We start from the raw sequence: 21,440 nt of genomic DNA on the forward strand, positions 1-21,440 counted from the left end.
TTTATCATTATGCAAAAAGTAGTAGTTGGACTTTCAGGCGGAGTTGATTCAAGTGTTGCTGCATTAATTCTTAAAAAAAAAGGTTATCAAGTTATTGGCTTATTTATGCATAATTGGGAATGGGAAGAGGAAGATATTAACAAATGTACTTGGAAAGAAGATAGCATTGATGCTATGTTAGTTGCTAAACAATTAAATATACCTTTTCAAGTAGTTGATATGAAAAATGAATATAAAAAACATGTCATTAATTACATGTTTAACGAGTATAGATTAGGAAAAACTCCTAATCCAGATATCTTGTGTAATAAAGAAATAAAATTCAAAATTTTTTTGAAAAAAGCCCTTAATTTAGGAGCAGATTTCATTGCTACAGGACATTATGCGAATAAAGAAAAAATTGTAAAAAATAGAAAAATAATTTATCGTCTTTTAATTGGAAAAGATCTGAATAAAGATCAATCATATTTTTTATGTCAATTAACACAATATCAATTGAAAAAATCACTATTTCCATTAGGATTATTAACTAAAAATCAAGTTAGAAAAATAGCAGATATATATCGATTACGTAATGCTCATAAAAAAGAATCTCAAGGTTTATGTTTTGTAGGTAAAATTAATTTACCCAATTTTCTTAAAAAAAAAATCATTCCAAAAAAAGGAAAAATAATTTTCATAAATTCTAACTCCTCAATATATCAAGAAAAAAAACATTTTCTTTCTAAAGAAGAAGAATTGTTTTTTTTGTCTAAAAAAAAAAAATATAGAAAATCAGATGGGAAAGTAATTGGATACCATCAAGGGGCTCATTCTTTTACTAAGGGACAACGTAAAGGGATAGCATTAGGTGGTTATCAGGAAGCTCTTTTTGTTATAGATACTGATGTAAAAGAAAATATTGTTTATACAGGTATGGGGAAAAAACATCCAGGATTATATAGGAAATCTTTGTTTATTCATGAAGAAAATATTCATTGGATACGGAAAGATCTTACTCTTTTGGAAGGTGATAAAATGAATGTATTTTGTAGAATTCGTTATAGACAACCATTACAAAAATCAAAATTATATAAAATAAGAAAAGGAATGTTTATTGAGTTTGAAACCATGCAATGTGCTATAACAGAAGGACAATTTGTCGCTTGGTATATTGGAAAGGAATTGATAGGATCAGGAGTAATTTCTATTATTTTATATTTTATATTTTTTTCAAAAATTGAATATATTTTATAAATATAAATTTTTATTTTTTAATTTTTTATCAAAAAAAAGCGTGATTTTTTAATATAAAATTAAAAATGTATTGTTCAAGTAATTTCTAATTATTAACTTTACAATATATTCACTAATACATCAAAATAATAATAATATTATAAAAATAAATCCATAAAAAACGCTTTTATATAATCTATATTTTTCATATTTTTGCACATTATATAATTCATAATTTGTATAGTTTTTTTCATAAAACTATTCGAGTTCGGTGTTATTTTTTTTATCCCTACTTGATAGATAAGTAGGGCTTTTTGATTTATTAAAATTTTTCATGAAAAAAAGAATTAACGATTTTAGTAAGAAAATCACGAAAGAACCTAATTTGCCAGCGGCACATGCTATGTTGTATGCTGCAGGAATGAAAGAATCAGATTTTTGCAAAGCTCAAATAGGAATAGTTAGTAATTGGTACGAAGGGAATCCTTGTAATATGCATTTAGACAAATTAGCTAAAAGAATCAAATCATCGGTTATAAAAAAAAATTTAGTAGGATTTCAATTTACTACTATTGGAGTAAGTGATGGAATTACTATGGGAACATCAGGAATGAGGTATTCATTACCTTCTAGAGAATTAATAGCAGATAGTATAGAAACTGTAGTCAATTCTCATCATTATGATGGAGTGATAGCTATACCTGGATGTGATAAAAATATACCAGGAGTTATGATAGCTTTGTTAAGATTGAATAGACCATCTATAATTGTATACGGAGGAAGTATTTCTTCTGGTTATTATAATGGAAAAAAATTAGATGTTATTTCTTCTTTTGAAGCTTTAGGAAAAAAAAATACGAATCAAATTAGTGAAGATGAATATAGAAATATTGTAAAGAATTCTTGTCCTGGTCCAGGAGCTTGTGGAGGAATGTATACGGCAAATACTATGGCTTCTGCTTTAGAAGCTATGGGGATGATGCTTCCTTATTCTTCATCTTCTCCTTCAACTAGTGAAAACAAGAAAAAAGAATGTGAAGAAATTTCTGTATATATGAAAAATATTTTAGAAAAAGGAATCAAACCTAAAGATATAGTAACAAAAACTTCTATAGAAAATGGAGTCAAATTAGCTATGTGTTTAGGTGGGTCTACTAATTTAGTTTTACATTTTTTAGCCATTGCTAAATCAGCAAATATTGATTTTTCTTTAAAAGATTTTCATAAAATTAGTAATCAAGTCCCTCTCATTGGAAATCTAAAACCTAGTGGAATTTTTTTGATGGAAGATATACATATGTATATAGGAGGAATGCCTGTTATTATAAAATATTTATTAAATGAAGGAATATTATCAGGAGATTGTTTAACCGTTACTGGAAAAACATTATGTGAAAATATGAAAAATATTCCCAATATAACTTTTAATCAAAAAATAGTTCATTCCTTAGCCCGTCCAATCAAAAAAAATGGACATATCAGAATTTTATATGGAAATTTATCTCCAGAAGGGGCTGTTGCCAAAATAACTGGAAAAGAAGGAACAATTTTCCGTGGAAAGGCTAATGTTTTTAATTCTGAAAAAGAAGCAAATCAAGCTATTTTGAATAATAAAATTTTACCTGGAATCGTTATTGTAATTCGATATGTAGGTCCTATGGGTGGCCCAGGAATGCCAGAAATGTTAAAACCAACATCTTATATTATGGGATCTGGTTTAGGGAAAAAAGTAGCACTCATTACAGATGGAAGATTCTCAGGTGGATCACATGGTTTTGTTGTAGGACATATTTCTCCAGAAGCACAATCTGGAGGATTAATTGCTTTAGTACAAAATGATGATTTTATTAAAATAGATACGGAAAATGACACTATTACTCTTGAAGTAGAATATGAAGAAATACAAAAAAGGAGAAAATTATGGAGTCCACCTTTGTTAAAAATACAAAAAGGATATCTATATAAATATACAAAAATGGTATCCCAAGCTTCTGAAGGATGCGTTACAGATCAATTTTAGGATATGGAAAGAAAGTTCTTCTATGGTTCAGAAATCGTAATAAAAACCCTATTATATGAAAAGGTAAAATACATCTTTGGATATCCAGGTGGTGCTATTATGCCCATATACGATTCTTTGCATGATTATTTAAGTTCTATTTCGCATATTCTTATGCGTCATGAACAAGGTTCAATTCATGCTGCACAAGGATATGCTAGAGCTACTGGTCAAATTGGTGTGTGTTTTACAACTTCAGGCCCAGGAGCTACCAATTTAATTACTGGATTAGCCGATGCTTTGATAGATAGTACTCCTATTGTTTGTATTACTGGACAAGTTTCTTCTCATTTATTAGGAACTGATGCTTTTCAAGAAACAAATATTATGGATATTTCTATCCCTGTAACCAAATGGAATATTCAAGTTTTAAAAACTGAAGATATTTGTGAATCAATCAAAAAAGGTTTTTTTATTGCTAAAAAAGGAAGACCAGGACCTGTTTTAATAGATATTACTAAAGATGCTCAGCTTCAAAAAGCTGTATTCCACTATACACGTTGTAAACATATTAAAAATTTTCATCCATATCCTTGTATAGAAGATAAAAAAATAATAGAAGCTGCAAATCTAATCAACTTAGCGGAAAAACCCTTAATTCTTGTAGGTCAAGGAGTCATTTTAGCTGAAGCAGAAGAAGAATTTAAAGAATTTGTTGAAAAAACTGGAATTCCAGTAGCGAGTACTCTGTTAGGATTAGGAGCATTGGATAGTGATCATCGTTTGTATGTTGGCATGTTAGGCATGCATGGAAATTATGCTCCAAATATTTTAACTAATCAATGTGATATAATCATTGCAGTAGGAATGCGATTTGATGATCGTGTAACTGGAGATGTTAAAAAATATGCTAGACGAGCTAAAATTATTCATTTAGAAATAGATTCTTCGGAAATAAACAAAAACATTTTATGTCATATTCCAATTTTAGGAGATTGTAAAATTTCTTTAAAAAAACTGGTTTCTTACGTTAATCAATCTATTCATAAAGAATGGATTGATCAATTTTTTCATCTTAAAGAAAAAGAAAAAAACGTAGTTATACAAAGAGATATCAATCCAAAACAAGGAGAAATTACGATGGGGGAAGTAATTAAATGGATTAACCAATATAAACAAAAAAACGCAATCCTTGTAACTGATGTAGGACAACATCAAATGATAGCTTCAAGATATTTTAATTTTACCTGCAAAAAAAGTCAAATTACTTCTGGAGGATTAGGAACTATGGGTTTTGCTTTACCAGCTTCAATAGGTGCTCAATTAGGATCCAAAAATAGACAAGTAATCTGTGTTGTAGGAGATGGAGGAATCCAAATGACAATACAAGAAATGGGAACTATTTTGCAAAATAGTATTCCCGTTAAAATTATACTATTAAATAATAATTTCTTGGGAATGGTACGTCAGTGGCAACAACTTTTTTTCAATAAACGTTATTCGTGTACAGAATTAGTGAATCCAGATTTTATCAAATTAGCTAATGCTTATGATATAAAAGCAAAAAAGGTGAAAGAAAGAGAGGAATTAGGAGAATCAATAAAGAAAGCATTAAATCATGAAACAGCTTTCTTACTAGAAATTGTAATTAAAAAAGAAGATAATGTTTTTCCTATGATTCCTGCAGGAGCATCTGTAGATGAAATTCGTTTAACATAATTTTAAATATATAGCATTATGAAGCATAAATTCAGAATAATAATTTTAGGAGAAAAAGAAATAAGATTATTAAGCAGAATTCTTATTATATTAAATAGAAGAAATTTGAAAACCAATCACATTAATGTATCGAATAATGAAAATGGAACAATTAGTAATATCCAATATATTATTGATTTAGAATGTAAGGAAGAACAATTGTTTAAAATAAAAAAATTAATTGAAAAATTAATTGGAATTATTCATGTTTACTATTCTAAATTAGAGAAACTAAATTCTAGAAAAAATTCATGTAAAAAAATTGATTTACCACTAGCAACATATTAAATAAAATAAAAATCATGAAAATTAAATTTGGATCTATAGAAGAAACTATCATTACAAGAGATGAATTTCCATTATGGAAAGCTAGAGAAATTTTGAAAAAAGAAACTATTTCTGTTTTAGGTTATGGAGTTCAAGGTCCTGGACAGTCTCTAAATTTAAGGGATAATGGATTTCAAGTAATAGTAGGACAAAGAAAATGTTCTAATTCTTGGAAAAAAGCGTTACAAGATGAATGGATAGAAGGAGAAAATCTTTTTTCTTTAGAAGAAGCTGCTGAAAGAGGTACGATACTTATGTATTTATTATCAGATGCAGGTCAAATCTCTTTTTGGCCTACTCTTAGTAAATATTTAACTGAAGGAAAATCTTTATATTTTTCACATGGATTTGGATTAACTTTTTGTAATCAAACAAAAATATATCCTTCTAAAAATATAGATATTTTTTTAGTAGCGCCTAAAGGATCAGGAACTAGTTTAAGAAGACTTTTTAAAAAAGGAAAAGGAATTAATTCTAGTTATGCTATTTATCAGGATTATAGTGGGAATAGTTTAGAAAAAACTTTATCTATTGGAATAGGAATAGGATCTGGATATTTATTTAAAACAAATTTTAAAAATGAGGTATATTCCGATTTAGTAGGAGAAAGAGGGACTTTGATGGGAGCTATACAAGGAATTTTTGCTGCACAATATCAAACATTAAGAGAAAAAGGACATTCTCCTTCAGAATCTTTCAACGAAACTGTAGAAGAATTAACTCAAAGTTTGATGCCATTAGTATCAGAAAAAGGAATGGATTGGATGTACGCTAATTGTTCTACTACTGCGCAAAGAGGAGCTTTAGACTGGTGGAAAAAATTTAGAGATGCTACTTTTCCAGTATTTCAAGAATTATATCATGAAGTATTATCTGGTCATGAAGCAAAAAGAATTATTCAAGCTAATAGTCATATAAATTATAGAGAAAAATTGCAAAAAGAATTACAAGATCTTAGAAAAAGTGAATTATGGGAAGTTGGATCTATGATTCGCAATCTTAGACCGGAAAAAAAGGATCAGAATTAAATAAATTTACTCATTTTTAAAAGATTGAAAAATAAATTTAAAGGATATTTTCCTTCTCATAAAGAAATAATTCAAGCTAAGAATCTTTTAAAAGATATCATTTATGAAACTCCGTTACAAAAAAATTATCTTTTATCAGAAAAATATCAAGCTAATATTTTACTAAAAAGAGAAGACTTACAAATCATACGTTCATATAAAATTAGAGGAGCTTATAATAAAATAAAAAGTTTATCTTATTCAGAACTGAAAAAAGGAATTGTTTGTGCTAGCGCTGGAAATCATGCTCAAGGTGTGGCATATTCTTGCAATATATTAAAAATATCGGGAAAAATTTATATGCCTAGTACTACTCCTAAACAAAAAGTAGAAAGAGTAAAAATGTTTGGAAAAAAGTATATAGAAATTATTCTTATTGGAGATACTTTTGATGCAGTTAGTAGTGAAGCAATGAAAGATTGTAAAAAAAATGAAAAAATTTTTATTCATCCTTTCGATGATATTAAAATTATTGAAGGACAAGCAACTGTAGGTTTAGAAATTTTAAAACAAAATATTTCAGATAGGATAGATTATGTTTTTATTCCTATTGGTGGAGGTGGATTAGTATCTGGTGTAGGTAGTTATTTTAAAGAAATAAGTCCTAAAACTAAAATTATAGGAGTAGAACCTAAAGGAGCTCCATCTATGAGTTATTCTTTAAAAAAAGGAAAAATTGTTGAATTAAAAACAATAGATAGATTTATTGATGGAGCTTCAGTAAAGAAAGTGGGAAAATTAAATTTTAACATATGCAATCAAATATTATTTGATATCATAACAGTTCCGGAAGGAAAAGTTTGTACAACAATTTTAGATTTATATAATTTAGAAGCTATTGTCGCTGAACCTGCTGGAGCTCTTTCAATAGCTGCTTTAGATTTTTATTCTAATGAAATAAAAGGAAAAACTATTGTATGTATTTTAAGTGGAGGAAATAATGATATCACTAGAACAGAAGAAATTAGAGAAAGATCTCTTTTATATGAAGAAAAAAAACATTATTTTATTGTCAAATTTCCACAAAGAGCTGGGGCCTTAAAAGAATTTGTGAACAATATTTTAGGTCCAAAAGATGATATTGCTTATTTTGAATATTCTAAAAAAAATTCAAAAGAAGAAGGACCAGCCGTGATTGGAATAGAATTGTCAGAAAAAAATGAATTTTCTGGATTAATAGGAAGAATGAAAAAATATAAAGTTCATTTTCAATATTTAAATAAAAATCCAGATTTATTTCGCATCCTTATATAAAAAAAAAACTTTGTACCCACGACTGGATTTGAACCAGCACATCCGAATCGGATACCACCCCCTCAAAGTGGCGTGTCTACCATTTCCACCACGTGGGCGTCATATCAAAATATTTATGTCGCTTATTAGTTCAAATATAAAATTTATTTGATATTTCATCAAAAAAAATATAATTTCCCTTCGGATGAATTCTATTCAAATTAAATCATATGAATATAGCAATAATAGGATATGGAAAAATGGGAAAATCTGTAGAAAAAATAGCTCAAATTAGAAATCATAAAATTTCATTATGTCATGATGAAACTCCTTCTATAAACTTATTGAAAAATTCAAATTCAGATGTAGCAATAGAATTTAGTCAACCTCATTCTGCTTTCAATAATATAAAAATTTGCATCGAAAATAATATTCCTATAGTAAGTGGAACGACAGGATGGTTAAAAAAATTTGAAATTATTAAAGAAATATGTAAGGAAAAAAATGGATCCTTTTTATATGCTTCAAATTTTAGTATAGGAATGAACATCTTCTTTGAAATTAATAAAAAATTATCAAAATTATTACATTTATATTCTAGAGATTATGAAGTAACAATAGAAGAAATTCATCACAAAGAAAAAATAGATATCCCTAGTGGGACAGCTATATCTTTAGCAAAAGATATAGTTAATAATAAAATGAAAAAGACATGGAGTTTGTATGAAAAAAAAACAAAAAATCAAATTTTGATTTTATCAAAAAGATTCAATAATATACCAGGAATACATATTGTAAAATATGAATCTAAAATAGAGGAGATCAAAATCAAACATAAAGCTCATAACAGAGAAGGATTTGCTTTAGGTGCTGTTATTGCTGCAGAATGGATTCAAAATAAAAAAGGTATTTTTTCTATGAAAGAAGTTTTAGGAATATAAATATCTTTGTATGTTCCAATATTTTATTTTAAGTGTAATTTTTTTATTTTTTGAACATTTGATTCATATTTTAGGAACATGGAGTTTTTATAAAAAATTAGGGTTAAAATGTTGGAAAATTTTTATTCCTATATACAACATTTTTATTCTTTTAAAAATTTATAAAAGATCTATTTTTTGGATTTTTTTATTATTCATTCCATTAACTAGCATAATGTTATTTCTTATTTTATGGATGGATTTGATTTTCACTTTTTATAAAAAAACAAATAAAAATATCATTTTATTCTTATTATCTGCAGGTCTATATATTTTTTATATAAATTATTTTAAAAATATTCATACACTAAAAATTGAAAATCAAAATTTTCAAAAAAAAGAAAATAATATGGGAATATTATTAGCTATTATTTTTTCTTTTATTATTCATACTTATATAGTTCAACCTTTTGTCATTCCGACTTCTTCTATGGAAAGAACTTTGTTGGTGGGAGATTTTATTCTAGTCAGTAAAATTCATTATGGATTACGAATGCCTATATCTCCTATTTCTATACCTTTTACACATAATAATATCATTGGAAATATAAAATCTTATGTTTCTATTTTTCAATTTCCTTACTTTCGTTTTCCTGCCATACAATCTATTAAAAGAAATGATATAGTTGTTTTTAATTTTCCTAAAGATTATAATCATAAAATAATAGATCGAAAAGATCATTATGTCAAACGTTGTGTAGGTTTACCAGGAGATTTAATTTCTATTAAAGAAGGTATTTTATTTGTTAATCATAAAAAAGAAAAATCTTTTTTTGAAAAACAACAAGCTTATTTTGTTAAAACAGTAAATATTCCTTTAAATATAGAATATCTTAATAATAAAATGGATATTGAAGATATTCAATGTATCGAAGAAAAAAATGATGAATATTTTTATCAAATTATGTTAAACGATAAAAAAGTCACTCAAATACAAAATTTATTTGACAATATAGTTTTTATAAAAAAATATATTCTTCCTATTCATTTTAAAGAAAATTCTATATTTCCAAATCAATCTGGTTGGAATAGAGATTTTTTTGGACCATTACACGTTCCTAAAAAAGGAGAATTAATAAAATTAAACTCAAAAAACATTCATATTTATAATGAAATTTTTACTTATGAAAAAGTTGATCAATTCGATATGTTTTCAAAACAATATTATAGAGTAAAAAATAATTATTATTTCATGATGGGTGATAATAGACATAATTCATCTGATTCTCGTTATTGGGGTTTTGTACCAGAAGATCATATAGTAGGAAAACCTATATTTATATGGATGAGTATTGATTGGGATCGAAAAAATCCTTTAAATATATTTAATTGGAAATTTCGTTGGAACCGTATTATGAGAACAATAAATGATAAACATTCTTATTTATCTTTACTTTTTTTATTTTCATTTGCATATTTAATGTCTTTTTTATTTAAAAAAGAAAAATCATAAAATCAATAATAATGTTCATTTTTTATTAAAAAACTTCCTATAAAATAACCGGATAGAATTCCACCAATATGAGCAAAATGAGCAACTCCAGGAGCTAAACTAAAAACAGCAGATATAAAACTTCCGAAAATAAAAATTATAAGAGCTTTTCTTACCGCAATTGGAAAAGGAAAAGGTAAGATAAAAATCTTATGTTCAGGAAAAAATTTAGCAAAAGCACCTACTATTCCACTTACTGCTCCAGAAGCCCCCATCATAGGAGAATACATAGAAGCATAAAGATTGATTTTTTGTTCTTCATTTAAATAATCTAATGTTTTTTTAGCTTGTGAAAAGTCTAAAGTTTGAACAAAATAATATAATACACCAGTATTAAAAATAATTTGAAATAATGCAGCTAAAATACCTGATAAAAAATATAAAATTATAAATTTTTTAACTCCTAATAGAGTTTCTATTTGTCCACCAAACATAAATAAAGCTAACATATTAAAAATTATGTGCAAAAAAAGACGTTTAGAGTGAATAAACATATGAGTCAAAATTTGATATAACTCAAATCGTTCATCTAAAGGATGATATAAAGAAAAAATACTCTCTATTTTATATTGTGAAAAAACAAAAACAGCTGTATACGCAAGTATATTAATACTAATTAAATGTTTGACAGCATCTGAATTAAAATTGGTATAAAAATTCACTTCTTAAAAAAGATTTTTATTTAATATAAAGAATATAGGATCACCTGAATATGTTGAATTTGGATTTCGACAAGAAAACAAATCTTTAATGATACGTTCCATTTTTTCAGTATGTAACTGTGTTCCGTATTTTATAGATGCAGATTGAGATATAATTTGAATTAGTTTTTCTTTATTATTTTTTTCCCCTTTAATAAAATTATGTTTTATAATATTTTTAATAATTTCAACTAACATATTTTTTTGTATATTTTCAGGTAAAGAATATAAATAAGCTGATTGATTACAAATATATAAATGAAATCCAAAATTTATCAAATCATTTTTGATATTATTTAAAGAAAAAAATTCCATTTTCAAAAGTTTTATTTGTATAGGAAAAATAAATTGTTGGCTGATAATAAATTTTTTTCTTAAAAAGAATTCAAATAATATATTTTGATGTGCTCTGTGTTGATCTACTAATATCATATACTCATTATTGAATACGAAAACTATATATTTTTTATTAATCTGTAAAGTTTTTATTTTTTTTTTATGATTAACGTAATGAGATAACTGATTTTTTAAATTATTATTAGATGAATCAAAATCAGACTTCTTGAGTTGATAAAACAAGTTTTCTAATTGAATAATTTTTTCTTTATCAGAAAGTTTATAAAAAAAATTATCAAATAAATAGTTTTTTTCGAGTGATTGACAAGATAAAAAAATATTAGAATTTTTTAACTCTTTTTTTTTTACTTTATACTGAAAAAATAGAATATTTTTAATTTCTTGTTGAATCATTTCTCCAATATTTTCTTCTTCTTCTAATTTTACTTCTTTTTTTGTTGGATGAATATTCCAATTTACTAAACGAGTATTTATAAAAATAAAAATAAAATAAGAAGCTGTTTTGAAATCTTTCAAAAAACCATCATAAGCATGAACTATTTTTTTATGTAAAAATAAATGAGTAACACAACGTTGATTGACTAATAAAAATTGATCTCCTTTTTTTATAGAAATATCTGGAACACTAACATATCCTTCTATTATAATTTTATTTTTATTTATAAAAATAGGAACTAAATTTTTAGTTTGAAAGAGTTCTTTAATTCTTCCTATCAAAGAAGATTTTTTAAAATAAAAAATAATTTTATCATTGTGATAAAAACGATATGTAATATCTCTGTGAGCTAAAACAATTTTATAGAATTCATAAATAATATGTTGAAATTCTATTCTGGAAGATTTCAAAAATTGTCTTCTAGCAGGAATTTTATAAAAAATATTTTTTACTGAAACTCTTGTCCCTCTCAGTATATTTGTAGGAATTTGTTTTTTTATTTTTCCTTCTTCTATAAAAAGATGAATTCCTAGCAAATCTTCTCTATTTTTAGTTTGAATTTCTAATTGAGAAACAAGTGCTATAGCAGCTAAAGCTTCTCCTCTAAAACCTTTTGTTTTAATTTTGAAAATATCATCAGTTTTTTTAATTTTAGAAGTTGCATGTTTTTGAATACTCATTTTAGCATCATCAATACTCATCCCTATTCCATCATCTACCAATTGAATCAATGTTTTTCCTGAATCTTTAATAAATACATCAATTATTTTAGCATTTGCATCTATTGCATTTTCTAAAAGTTCTTTTAAAACAGAAGAAGGACGTTGTATGACCTCTCCAGCCGCTATTTGTTGAATTACTTTTTCAGGTAAAAATTGAATAATATTTTTCATTTATTTTATAGATCTTTTAAATAAAGACATATATATAGCTGTTTTAGCACATTCTATTCCTTTATTTCCATTTTTTCCACCTGATCGATCAAAAGATTGTTGTTCATTTATATCAGAAAGAATACAAAATATAACAGGAACATCATATATGATATTAATATCCTTAATTCCATGCGAAATAGCTTGACATAGATATTCAAAATGAGGAGTTTCTCCTTTTATTAAAGATCCTATTGCAATGATTGAATCAAAATTGTAAGAATGAGCTATTTTTTTAGAAGAATAAATTAATTCATAACTTCCAGGAACTTCCCAAGTTTGAATTTTTTCCTTTAATACTCCTGATTGAATTAAAGTATTATAAGCTCCTTTATATAATCTGCTCGTGATTTCTCTATTCCATAAGGATACAACGATAGCAAATTTTAAGTTTGCATTTTTTATTTTTTTTTTATCTAATGAATAAAAAGGAGCTGTTTTCATAGACATAATGATTTATAACTTATTGTCAATAAACATAAGATATTTTTCAACATTTTTTTTATAGAAAAAATGAGGATATTTTTTTTCTATTTTTTGAAGAAAAAATTTAGAACTTTTATATTTTTTCATAGAAAAATTTAATAATGCTGCTTTGTAATAATAAAGAGGAGTCGTAATTTTATTATCTCTTACATTTGCTGCTATAATATAATTTTTTAAAGCTTCATTCTTATTTTTTATTTGAATAAAAGCATCTCCTATAATACCGTATTTCATAGAGGATAAAATTTCATCTTTTGCGGAAAAACTTTTCATCATTTTTATGGATTCTTTGTAATTAGCTAATTTGTAATAGCAAATTCCTGCATAAAATTTTGAAATGTTTCCTGCTTTAGTCAAAGGAAATTGAGAAGCTATACCTGAAAATCCTAAATAATTGATTTTAATTTTTTTCCTATTTAAAGCTTTATCTATTTCTCCTTGAGATAAATATTGTTGAGCATAATTTAACTCTTCCATCGCTTTTTTTTCTGATGAATACAAAAAAAATTTTTTGAAAAAAAAATATGATCCAGTTACTATAATTAATAATATAATAGAAAAAAAAATCATGTTTTTTATCATGTCACAAAACTTATGTTGTTATGTAATAAATAAATATAAATTTAATTTTTTTCATTTTAATATATACATTATCTAACTCATTTTTTTCCTTATTACTTCTATAGTTTTAATTCTTTTATGATCAATACTTCTTATAATAAAAGAATAATTTAAAAAATTAATCTTCTGTTTTTTTTTCGGAAATTCTTTGTTTATTTCCATGATAAACCCCCCTAAAGTATCTGCCTCTCCTTTTTTATTCTCAAAAAAAACTTCTTCTTTAATGTTCATAATACGATAAAAATTAATTAAAGATGTTTTTCCATCAAATAAATAATTATTTTGATTTAATTTAGAATAAGACATATCTTCTTCATCAAATTCATCAGTAATATCTCCTACTATTTCCTCTATCACATCTTCAAGAGTAACTAATCCACATGTTCCTCCATATTCATCTACTACAATAGCTAAATGTATTTTCCTTTTTTTAAAATCACTTAGAAGATCGTCTATCTTTTTTTTTTTCGGAACAAAAAAAGGACTATGAATTAATCTGTTCCATTTAAAATTTTCATCATTAACAAATGGAAGTAGATCTTTAGCAAAAAGAACTCCTTCTATATCATCAATACTATCTTTATAAATAGGAATACGAGAATATTCCTGATTACGAACTAATTCTAAAACATCAGAAAAATTTGTATTACTATTTAAAGAAAACATATCTATTCTTGGAGTCATAATCTGATGTGTTTCTGTATTTCCAAAATCAATAATTCTCTGTAAAAATTGACGTTCTTTAATATTTTTTTTATTTGATGATGTAATTTTTAAAGCTTTGGAAAGTTGATCTACAGAGATAGTATTTTTTTTTCTTCTTACTTTTTCTTCTATAGATTTTGAAATTAAAATTATAATTTTACTGATTGGATTTAATATTTGACTAAGAATCATTAAAGGTTTTGCCATAAAAATAGCAAAACGGAAATTATTTTTACTAGCATATATTTTAGGAATTATTTCTCCAAATAAAAGTAAAATAAAAGTAAGAAACCCCACTTCTAAAATAAAATTAATAGGGACATAAAATTGTTTGTATATAATTAAATATTTGTCTTGTAAAAATTCTGTGATTAAGTAGGAACTTAATATGACAATTCCAATATTAGAGAAATTATTAGATATTAATATTGTTGCTAAGAGTTTCTTTTTCTCGCGTAAAATTTTAAACACGATATTTCCTCTACAAGAGTTTTTTCTTCTCTCTCTATCAATAGTTTTTTTCTCAATACAAAAAAACGCAGTCTCTGATCCAGATATTAATGCAGAAAATAATAACAGTATTATTATTACTGCAAAATAAAAAACTAAATATAAAGTTTTTTCTAAAAAAATATTCGTCGAAGATTCTTTTTCCAAGAGATTAAATTTTGATAATAATTTTTAGAAAAAATGTAAAATTTATACTAGAATTCATTGAAAATAAAAACTAAATTACTTTTTCATGTTTTAAAAATAAAATAACCGGACTAGGAAAAGGGTATTCACTTATTTTATTATGTGGTATAAAAAAAAAATTATCAAAAAATATATTTTTATTTTGTAATATTTTACAATTTAAAAATCGAATTAATAAAATCTGATGGGTGAGCTTGTGTTCAATATTATAACTAAAAGTATTAGAAATAGAAACAAAAACCCGAATTTTTTTACAAAATTTATCAATTACTTCATGAATGGAAAGATTTACTTTCGATTCTATTAAAGGAAAATCGTAAAGGCCCCTCCATATATCTTTATTTGATCTTTTATTTATACAAATATTATTGTTTTGATCACATATAAAAAGATAATAAAAAAATCTATGTTTTATAAACTTTTTTATTTTTTTTATAGGTAATTTATGTACAGTTTTATTTTTAATAGAAAAACAAGAATTTTTAACTGGACATAAAAAACATTTAGGATTTTTTGGAGTACATAAAATTGAACCTAAATCCATAATTGCTTGATTAAAAATTCCTGGCTGTTCAGTATCTATAATTTTTGAAATAATAACTTGCAACATATTTTTCGTAGAAATCAATGCAACATTTTTGTAAATTCCTAAATATCTAGAAAATACTCTGCAAGTATTTCCATCTACTGCAGGTATAGCTTCTTGAAAACATATAGATGCGATAGCTGCTCCTGTGTATGGACCGATTCCTTTATATTTAATCAATTCTTGATATTTTTTTGGAAAAAATTTTTTATCATTACTTAATTTGATCGCAAAAGAATGTAAATATTTTGCTCTAGAATAATATCCTAATCCTTCCCATTTTTTCAATACATCTTTTTCTTCTGCTTGAGCTAATTTTTTTAAACTTGGAAATCTTTTTATAAAGTTTAAATAATATTCTATTGTTTTTGATACTCTTGTTTGTTGCAACATAAACTCTGAAACTAATATATAATATGGATTTTTAGTTTCTCTCCAAGGAAGTTTTCTATGATTTATTTTGTACCAATTTATTATTTTTTTAGAAAAATCCATATAAATTTAATTTTAGAGCAATTTTATAAAAAATTGGTATATTTAGGAAACCGAATTTTGTTATTCGATATAATGATTTAACATGACAAAAGCAGATATAATAACAGAAATCATATCAGAAACTGGATCTGAGAGAATTGATACACAAAAGGTGATAGAAACATTTATGAAAAAAATAAAACAAAGTTTGACATCGGGAGAAAATGTTTATTTAAGAGGATTTGGATCATTTATCATTAAATATAGGGCGAAAAAACTTGGACGTCATATATCCAAAGATATATCTATTGTAATTCCTGCGCATAATATACCAGCATTTAAACCGGCAAAATCTTTCACAGAATTAGTGAAAAAAAATGTTCCTATTAAAAAGTAAATACATAAATTACTAATTTTAAATTATGCCAATATGCCAAACGGAAAAAAAAGAAAAAGACGTAAGATCGCAACCCATAAAAGGAAAAAAAGAAATAGAAAAAATAGGCATAAAAAGAAATAAAAATTAATTTTTTGTAATTTTAAAACTTTTTTCCTTGTTTTTATGTATGAATCAAGAGTTAATTATAAATGCAGAAGAACAAGAAATCAAAATAGCTCTATTAGAAGAAGGAAAATTATTGGAGCTTCATCGAGATATTTTTAATAAAAAATTCTCTGTAGGAGACATATATTTAGGAATAGTTAAAAAAATTTTATATGGGTTAAATGCTGCTATTATAGATATAGGACATTCAAAGGGAGCTTTTTTACATTATGATGATATTGGATTTCAAATAGATCAAATGCTCAATATGATTTCTACAAATCACATCAAAAAAAAATCTATTAATCATAATAATGTAAACATACAAGAAAAAAAAAACTCTATAGATTGTATATTGCATATTGGACAAAAAATATTAGTTCAAATTTCTAAGGAGCCTATTTCTAATAAGGGGCCAAAACTTACTACAAAAATTTGTCTTCCAGGAAGAAACTTAATTCTTATACCTTTTTCAGAAAAAATTTTTATTTCTAAAAAAATAAAAAATATAAAAGAAAAAAATAGATTGATTTCTTACATTAAAAAAATAATACCACATAAATTTGGAATTATTATTCGTACGGCTGCTTCTAATGAAATAGAAGAAATTTTGAATGAAGAATTGATTTTTTTAATTAATAAATGGAAAAAAACATTAAACAATTTAATGAAATTTTTACCTCCTGTTCGGGTATTGAGTGAAGTTAGTAAAATTTATTGTTTATTAAGAGATATATTTAATGATAATTTTAAATCTATTTGTTGTAATAACAGTTTGATTTGTCAAGAAATTCGTTCATATTTATCTTTGATTGCTCCAAAAAAAACTAGTATAATTAAATATTATCAAGGAAATGTTCCCATATTTAAAAAATATGGGATAGAGAAAAAAATACAAATTTTTTTAGGAAAAAATGTACCTCTCGATAATGGAGCTTATCTCATTATAGAACATACTGAAGCTTTACATGTGATAGATGTTAATAGTGGAATGAATAATCATATGATGAAGAATTGTACAGAATCAGAAAGAATTGATAATATATTAAAAATTAATTTATCAGCAGCAACAGAAATAGCAAGACAACTTAGATTGAGAGATATGGGTGGTATAATTGTAGTAGATTTTATAGATATGTCTGATTCAATGCAAAAAAAACAACTATATGAACATTTAAAAGAAAAAATGAAAAATGATAGAGCAAAACATCAAATTTTACCTCCTAATAAATTCGGGTTAGTTCAATTTACTCGTCATCGAGTAAGACCCGAATTAAAAAAAATGAATATTAATAATAAAAAGTATAAAAACTCTCCTGAAGATTATATTCATTATTTAGAATTTGTTTTAAAAACCATTACTAAAAATCATAAAGGAATACAATTACACATTCATTCTTTTGTTGCAGCTTATTTAAAAAAAGGACTTCCTTCTATTCAACAAAAATGGTTATTAAAATATAAAAAATGGATTAAAATAATTCCAAGAGATTCGTTTGAATACACAGAATATCAAATTTTTAATAAAAAAAAAGAAATTATATCATCTTCTTTTTATTTTCATTAATTTATTATACTTTTCAAAAAAGTGGGCGTGGTGGAATCGGTATACACGTCAGAATTAGGATCTGATGCCTGTTTAGGCATAAGGGTTCGAATCCCTTCGCCCGCACTAATTTTCTATATTTCTTTTCTTATATCCTATATAAATTTGTCTAGGTCTTGCTATAGGTTCTCTATTAAATTTCATTTCTTTCCAATGAGCAATCCATCCTGATAACCTACCTAAAGCAAACATAACAGTGAACATATCTTTTGGAATACCAATAGCTTGGTAAATAATTCCTGAGTAAAAATCAATATTAGGATAAAGTTTTTTTTCTACAAAATAAGAATCCTTAAGAGCATTTTCTTCAATATTTTTTGCTAATTCAAATATTGGATCAGAAATCCCCAATTTTTGAATTACATTTTCTGCTACTTTTTTAGCTATCCTCGCTCTAGGATCAAAATTTTTATAAATTCTATGTCCAAATCCCATAAGTCGGAATGGATCTTTCTTGTTTTTTGCTTTTTCTATCCATTTTTTTATGTTTCCTCCACTTTTTAAAATGTTTTCTAACATTTCAATAACAGCTTGATTCGCTCCCCCATGTAGTTTTCCCCAAAGAGCACTCATCCCTGCAGATATAGATGAAAATAAACCAGCATGAGCAGAACCTAATAAACGAACAGTAGTTGTGGAACAATTTTGTTCATGATCAGCATGTAATATTAAAACTTTATTCAAAGCATCTACAATAATTGGATTTTGTTTATAAGATTTGTTAGGAATAGAAAAAAACATCTTTAATAAATTAGATATATAATCAAGATGATAATCTGCATAAGTAGGAAGTGGAGGTAATCCTATTTTTTTTCTATAAGTTAAAGCAGCTAACATAGGCAATTTAGCTAATAAATGAAGATACATCTCTTCTTCTTTTTCTTCCAAAGAATTAATAAATGTATCTAAAATATAAGTCAAATAAGATAAAATTCCCATAGGATGATAAGAATTAGGAATTTGATCAAGTATTTGATTGATTTTTACATGAATATGATTCAATTTTTTTATTTTTTCAGAAAAATATTTTAATTGTGCAGTATCAGGAAGTTCTCCATTCAGAATCAGATAACTTGTTTCTATAAATGAACACTTATTAATAATTTGTTCAATAGGATATCCTCTATATAGAAGTTCCCCTTTTTCACCATCTATAAAACTAATAGAACTCTTAGTAATTCCTGTGTTTTTAAATCCTGGATCAAATGTAATAAAACCTGTATTTTCTCTCAATTGAGAAATATTAATAGCTTTATCACAAAAAGTTCCATAAATTACAGGAAGTTTATAATGATATCCATTGATATTAAAATTTACGAAACTGCACATAATAATAAATTTTTTTAAATATATATAATTATATATAAATAACTTTTATATTTTAAAAATCATTTCATCAAATGAAATCAGAGTATGAAATCCTTTTTGAGAAAAATAATGTTTCATTCCTTTTCTAAAACTTATCAAAACAAAATCTCCTCCCCAAGCACCCAAACTCTTTACTAATCCTAGATAATCTGGAAAATATGTTTCTTTAATAGTAGGGATTTGAAGTATTTTTGATACAATATTTTCATGTTGTAATAATAATTCTTCGAATTCCTTCAATGTTTTACAATAAGGAATTTTTTGAGTTATATAAGATATAGATTCAATATTATCATTAGATATATGAGAAATATTAGAACGAAAATATTGTATTTCATCACAAGTATTTTGTTTTCTATTAAGATGTAGAAAAAAAAGTTTATCTTTGAACGGAGGATCGAATTTTATAGGTAGGATATGTGGTTTTTTATTCAATAATTTATAAATTATTGGTTTTGAAATTGAAACACAAGCTATATCATATCCACTACCTGGAAAATAGTTTCCTAATAGCATGGAAGGATTTATTTTAGCCCATTTCGCTATGTTGTTAATTAAAGTGGAACTACTGCCTAATCCCCAATTTTTTGGAAATTCTAATTGTGTTTTAACATATATTCCTAATGAATTAGGAAGAAAATTTTTTTGAATTTTTCTAGATTTCAATAATAAATCTCTCAATTTAATGGCAGTATTTTTTTCTGTTTCGTAACAAATATCTAAAGAAGGAAGTTGAAATATTCCTTCAAACCAAAGTTGATTTATTTCATCGTAACTTTTCCAATGTAAAACGGATGAAAAATGATCTCCAAAAATAGTGAGTGATTGTCCTTGAATTGTAGGCAAAGCTAATCCACTGGCTCCATGCATAATAAAATATTCTCCTGTTAATAACAGCTTTCCATGACTATAAAAAAAATGTTTATATCTATACATTATAGATTTATATTTTTTTTTATGAAGAACTTCTTGAAATTTTTTTAATTAAACCTAGTAAAACATTTCCTGGACCTATTTCTGTAAATGAGCTTGCTCCATTATTCATCATATTTTTTATGGATTGTTTCCATCTAACTGGAAATGTCAATTGTTTTACAATATTTTTTTTAATATCATCAGATTTTGTTACAGGTAAAGCCGTTACATTTTGATATATTGGACACTTAGAATCTTGAAAAAAAATTTGATTAACAATTTTTTGAAATTTTTTTTGAACTGGTTTCATAATTGGAGAATGAAAAGCTCCGTGAACAGGAAGAACCAATATTTTCTTAGCTCCTATTTTTTTTAGATCAGAACAAACTCTTTTTAAAGCTTGAATTTCTCCAGAAATTACTAGTTGTTTAGGACTATTATAATTAGATGGGACTATAATACCATGATCATTTTTACAAATATTTTCTATAATATTATCTTCTAGTCCAAATACAACAGCCATTCCTCCATGAATAGATTCACAAATATCTTGCATAATTGAAGCTCTTTGATTGACTAATATTAATCCATCTTCAAAAGAAAATACATTAATTGCAGCTAAAGCAGATAATTCTCCAAGAGAATGTCCAGCTACCATATCTGGTTCAAAATTATTTAATGTTTTTGCTAGTATAACTGAATATATATAAATTGATAGTTGTGTATATTTCGTATTTTTTAAAATATCTATAGATCCTTCAAACATTATAGATGTCATTCGAAAACCTAAAACTTCGTCAGATAATTGAAATAATTTTTTTGCCATATGAGAATTTTTATATAAGTTTTTTCCCATTCCTACAAATTGAGATCCTTGACCTGGAAATAAATAAGCTTTCATAAAATTTTTTGATTTAAAAATAAAAATTTAAAATTAACTTT

At 25.2% G+C, this 21,440-nt stretch carries 19 protein-coding genes and 2 tRNA genes; 11 read left to right on the forward strand and 10 right to left on the reverse strand.

From position 1 onward, the window contains the following. Nucleotides 1-9 precede the first annotated feature (9 nt). The 6 genes from mnmA (at nt 10) to ilvA (ending at nt 7,620) form a co-directional block, all read left to right on the forward strand. Entirely contained in the window at nt 10-1,236 is a 1,227-nt protein-coding gene (gene mnmA, locus H0H55_RS00405) for a tRNA 2-thiouridine(34) synthase MnmA (RefSeq protein WP_185861342.1), read from the forward strand. 313 nt (nt 1,237-1,549) lie between these two features. Next, nucleotides 1,550-3,235, forward strand: a complete 1,686-nt coding sequence (gene ilvD, locus H0H55_RS00410) for a dihydroxy-acid dehydratase (RefSeq protein WP_185861343.1) — start codon at nt 1,550-1,552, stop codon at nt 3,233-3,235. A 3-nt stretch (nt 3,236-3,238) separates the two neighbouring features. Then, complete coding sequence (gene ilvB, locus H0H55_RS00415) at nt 3,239-4,933, forward strand: biosynthetic-type acetolactate synthase large subunit (protein WP_185861344.1); 1,695 nt, start codon at nt 3,239-3,241, stop codon at nt 4,931-4,933. Between the two features lie 18 nt (nt 4,934-4,951). Beyond that, nucleotides 4,952-5,260, forward strand: coding sequence for an ACT domain-containing protein (locus H0H55_RS00420; RefSeq protein ID WP_185861345.1), 309 nt, complete (start codon nt 4,952-4,954; stop codon nt 5,258-5,260). 14 nt (nt 5,261-5,274) lie between these two features. After that, nucleotides 5,275-6,327: a ketol-acid reductoisomerase gene (ilvC, locus tag H0H55_RS00425; protein ID WP_185861346.1), complete on the forward strand. Its 1,053-nt coding sequence runs from the start codon at nt 5,275-5,277 to the stop codon at nt 6,325-6,327. A 24-nt stretch (nt 6,328-6,351) separates the two neighbouring features. Then, a complete protein-coding gene (gene ilvA, locus H0H55_RS00430; RefSeq protein WP_185861347.1) occupies nt 6,352-7,620 on the forward strand; it encodes a threonine ammonia-lyase in 1,269 nt (422 codons plus the stop codon). Nucleotides 7,621-7,633: 13 nt separating this feature from the next. Here ilvA and H0H55_RS00435 read toward each other — a convergent pair. Beyond that, nucleotides 7,634-7,718, reverse strand: a tRNA-Leu gene (locus H0H55_RS00435). Nucleotides 7,719-7,829: 111 nt separating this feature from the next. Between H0H55_RS00435 and dapB the strand changes: the two genes are divergently transcribed. Then, the gene (gene dapB, locus H0H55_RS00440; RefSeq protein WP_185861348.1) at nt 7,830-8,540 is read left to right on the forward strand and encodes a 4-hydroxy-tetrahydrodipicolinate reductase; all 711 of its coding nucleotides are present in this window, start codon (nt 7,830-7,832) and stop codon (nt 8,538-8,540) included. 10 nt (nt 8,541-8,550) lie between these two features. Next, the gene (gene lepB / locus H0H55_RS00445; RefSeq protein ID WP_185861349.1) at nt 8,551-10,032 is read left to right on the forward strand and encodes a signal peptidase I; all 1,482 of its coding nucleotides are present in this window, start codon (nt 8,551-8,553) and stop codon (nt 10,030-10,032) included. Between the two features lie 2 nt (nt 10,033-10,034). On the opposite strand, the gene H0H55_RS00450 is transcribed toward lepB, so the two are convergent. The 6 genes from H0H55_RS00450 to mutY form a co-directional block, all read right to left on the reverse strand. Beyond that, complete coding sequence (locus H0H55_RS00450) at nt 10,035-10,733, reverse strand: rhomboid family intramembrane serine protease (protein ID WP_185861350.1); 699 nt, start codon at nt 10,731-10,733, stop codon at nt 10,035-10,037. A 3-nt stretch (nt 10,734-10,736) separates the two neighbouring features. Beyond that, nucleotides 10,737-12,458, reverse strand: coding sequence for a DNA mismatch repair endonuclease MutL (gene mutL / locus H0H55_RS00455; RefSeq protein ID WP_185861351.1), 1,722 nt, complete (start codon nt 12,456-12,458; stop codon nt 10,737-10,739). After that, on the reverse strand, nt 12,459-12,941 hold the full coding sequence (gene ribH / locus H0H55_RS00460; protein WP_185861550.1) for a 6,7-dimethyl-8-ribityllumazine synthase: 483 nt from the start codon (nt 12,939-12,941) through the stop codon (nt 12,459-12,461). A gap of 12 nt (nt 12,942-12,953) precedes the next feature. Continuing rightward, a complete protein-coding gene (locus H0H55_RS00465) occupies nt 12,954-13,460 on the reverse strand; it encodes a tetratricopeptide repeat protein (protein WP_238784170.1) in 507 nt (168 codons plus the stop codon). Between the two features lie 177 nt (nt 13,461-13,637). Beyond that, on the reverse strand, nt 13,638-14,966 hold the full coding sequence (gldE, locus tag H0H55_RS00470) for a gliding motility-associated protein GldE (protein WP_185861353.1): 1,329 nt from the start codon (nt 14,964-14,966) through the stop codon (nt 13,638-13,640). Between the two features lie 70 nt (nt 14,967-15,036). Then, nucleotides 15,037-16,086, reverse strand: coding sequence for an A/G-specific adenine glycosylase (gene mutY, locus H0H55_RS00475; protein WP_185861354.1), 1,050 nt, complete (start codon nt 16,084-16,086; stop codon nt 15,037-15,039). Between the two features lie 82 nt (nt 16,087-16,168). Here mutY and H0H55_RS00480 point away from each other — a divergent pair, with 82 nt between their 5' ends. From H0H55_RS00480 to H0H55_RS00490, 3 genes are all read left to right on the forward strand, one after another. Continuing rightward, nucleotides 16,169-16,462 carry an HU family DNA-binding protein gene (locus tag H0H55_RS00480; RefSeq protein ID WP_185861355.1) on the forward strand — a complete coding sequence of 98 codons (294 nt, stop codon included), beginning with the start codon at nt 16,169-16,171 and terminating at the stop codon, nt 16,460-16,462. Between the two features lie 169 nt (nt 16,463-16,631). Beyond that, nucleotides 16,632-18,176, forward strand: coding sequence for an Rne/Rng family ribonuclease (locus tag H0H55_RS00485; protein WP_185861356.1), 1,545 nt, complete (start codon nt 16,632-16,634; stop codon nt 18,174-18,176). A gap of 21 nt (nt 18,177-18,197) precedes the next feature. Beyond that, nucleotides 18,198-18,281, forward strand: a tRNA-Leu gene (locus H0H55_RS00490). On the opposite strand, the gene H0H55_RS00495 is transcribed toward H0H55_RS00490, so the two are convergent. The 3 genes from H0H55_RS00495 to fabD are packed head-to-tail and all read right to left on the reverse strand — an operon-like array spanning nt 18,282 to nt 21,399. After that, nucleotides 18,282-19,544, reverse strand: a complete 1,263-nt coding sequence (locus H0H55_RS00495; protein WP_185861357.1) for a citrate synthase — start codon at nt 19,542-19,544, stop codon at nt 18,282-18,284. A gap of 45 nt (nt 19,545-19,589) precedes the next feature. Beyond that, nucleotides 19,590-20,519, reverse strand: a complete 930-nt coding sequence (locus tag H0H55_RS00500; protein ID WP_185861358.1) for a GYDIA family GHMP kinase — start codon at nt 20,517-20,519, stop codon at nt 19,590-19,592. Nucleotides 20,520-20,538: 19 nt separating this feature from the next. Continuing rightward, nucleotides 20,539-21,399: an ACP S-malonyltransferase gene (gene fabD / locus H0H55_RS00505; protein ID WP_185861359.1), complete on the reverse strand. Its 861-nt coding sequence runs from the start codon at nt 21,397-21,399 to the stop codon at nt 20,539-20,541. Nucleotides 21,400-21,440: the final 41 nt, after the last annotated feature.

Origin of the sequence: Blattabacterium cuenoti, assembly GCF_014251795.1 — a bacterium.
Taxonomy (GTDB): domain Bacteria; phylum Bacteroidota; class Bacteroidia; order Flavobacteriales; family Blattabacteriaceae; genus Blattabacterium; species Blattabacterium cuenoti_AB.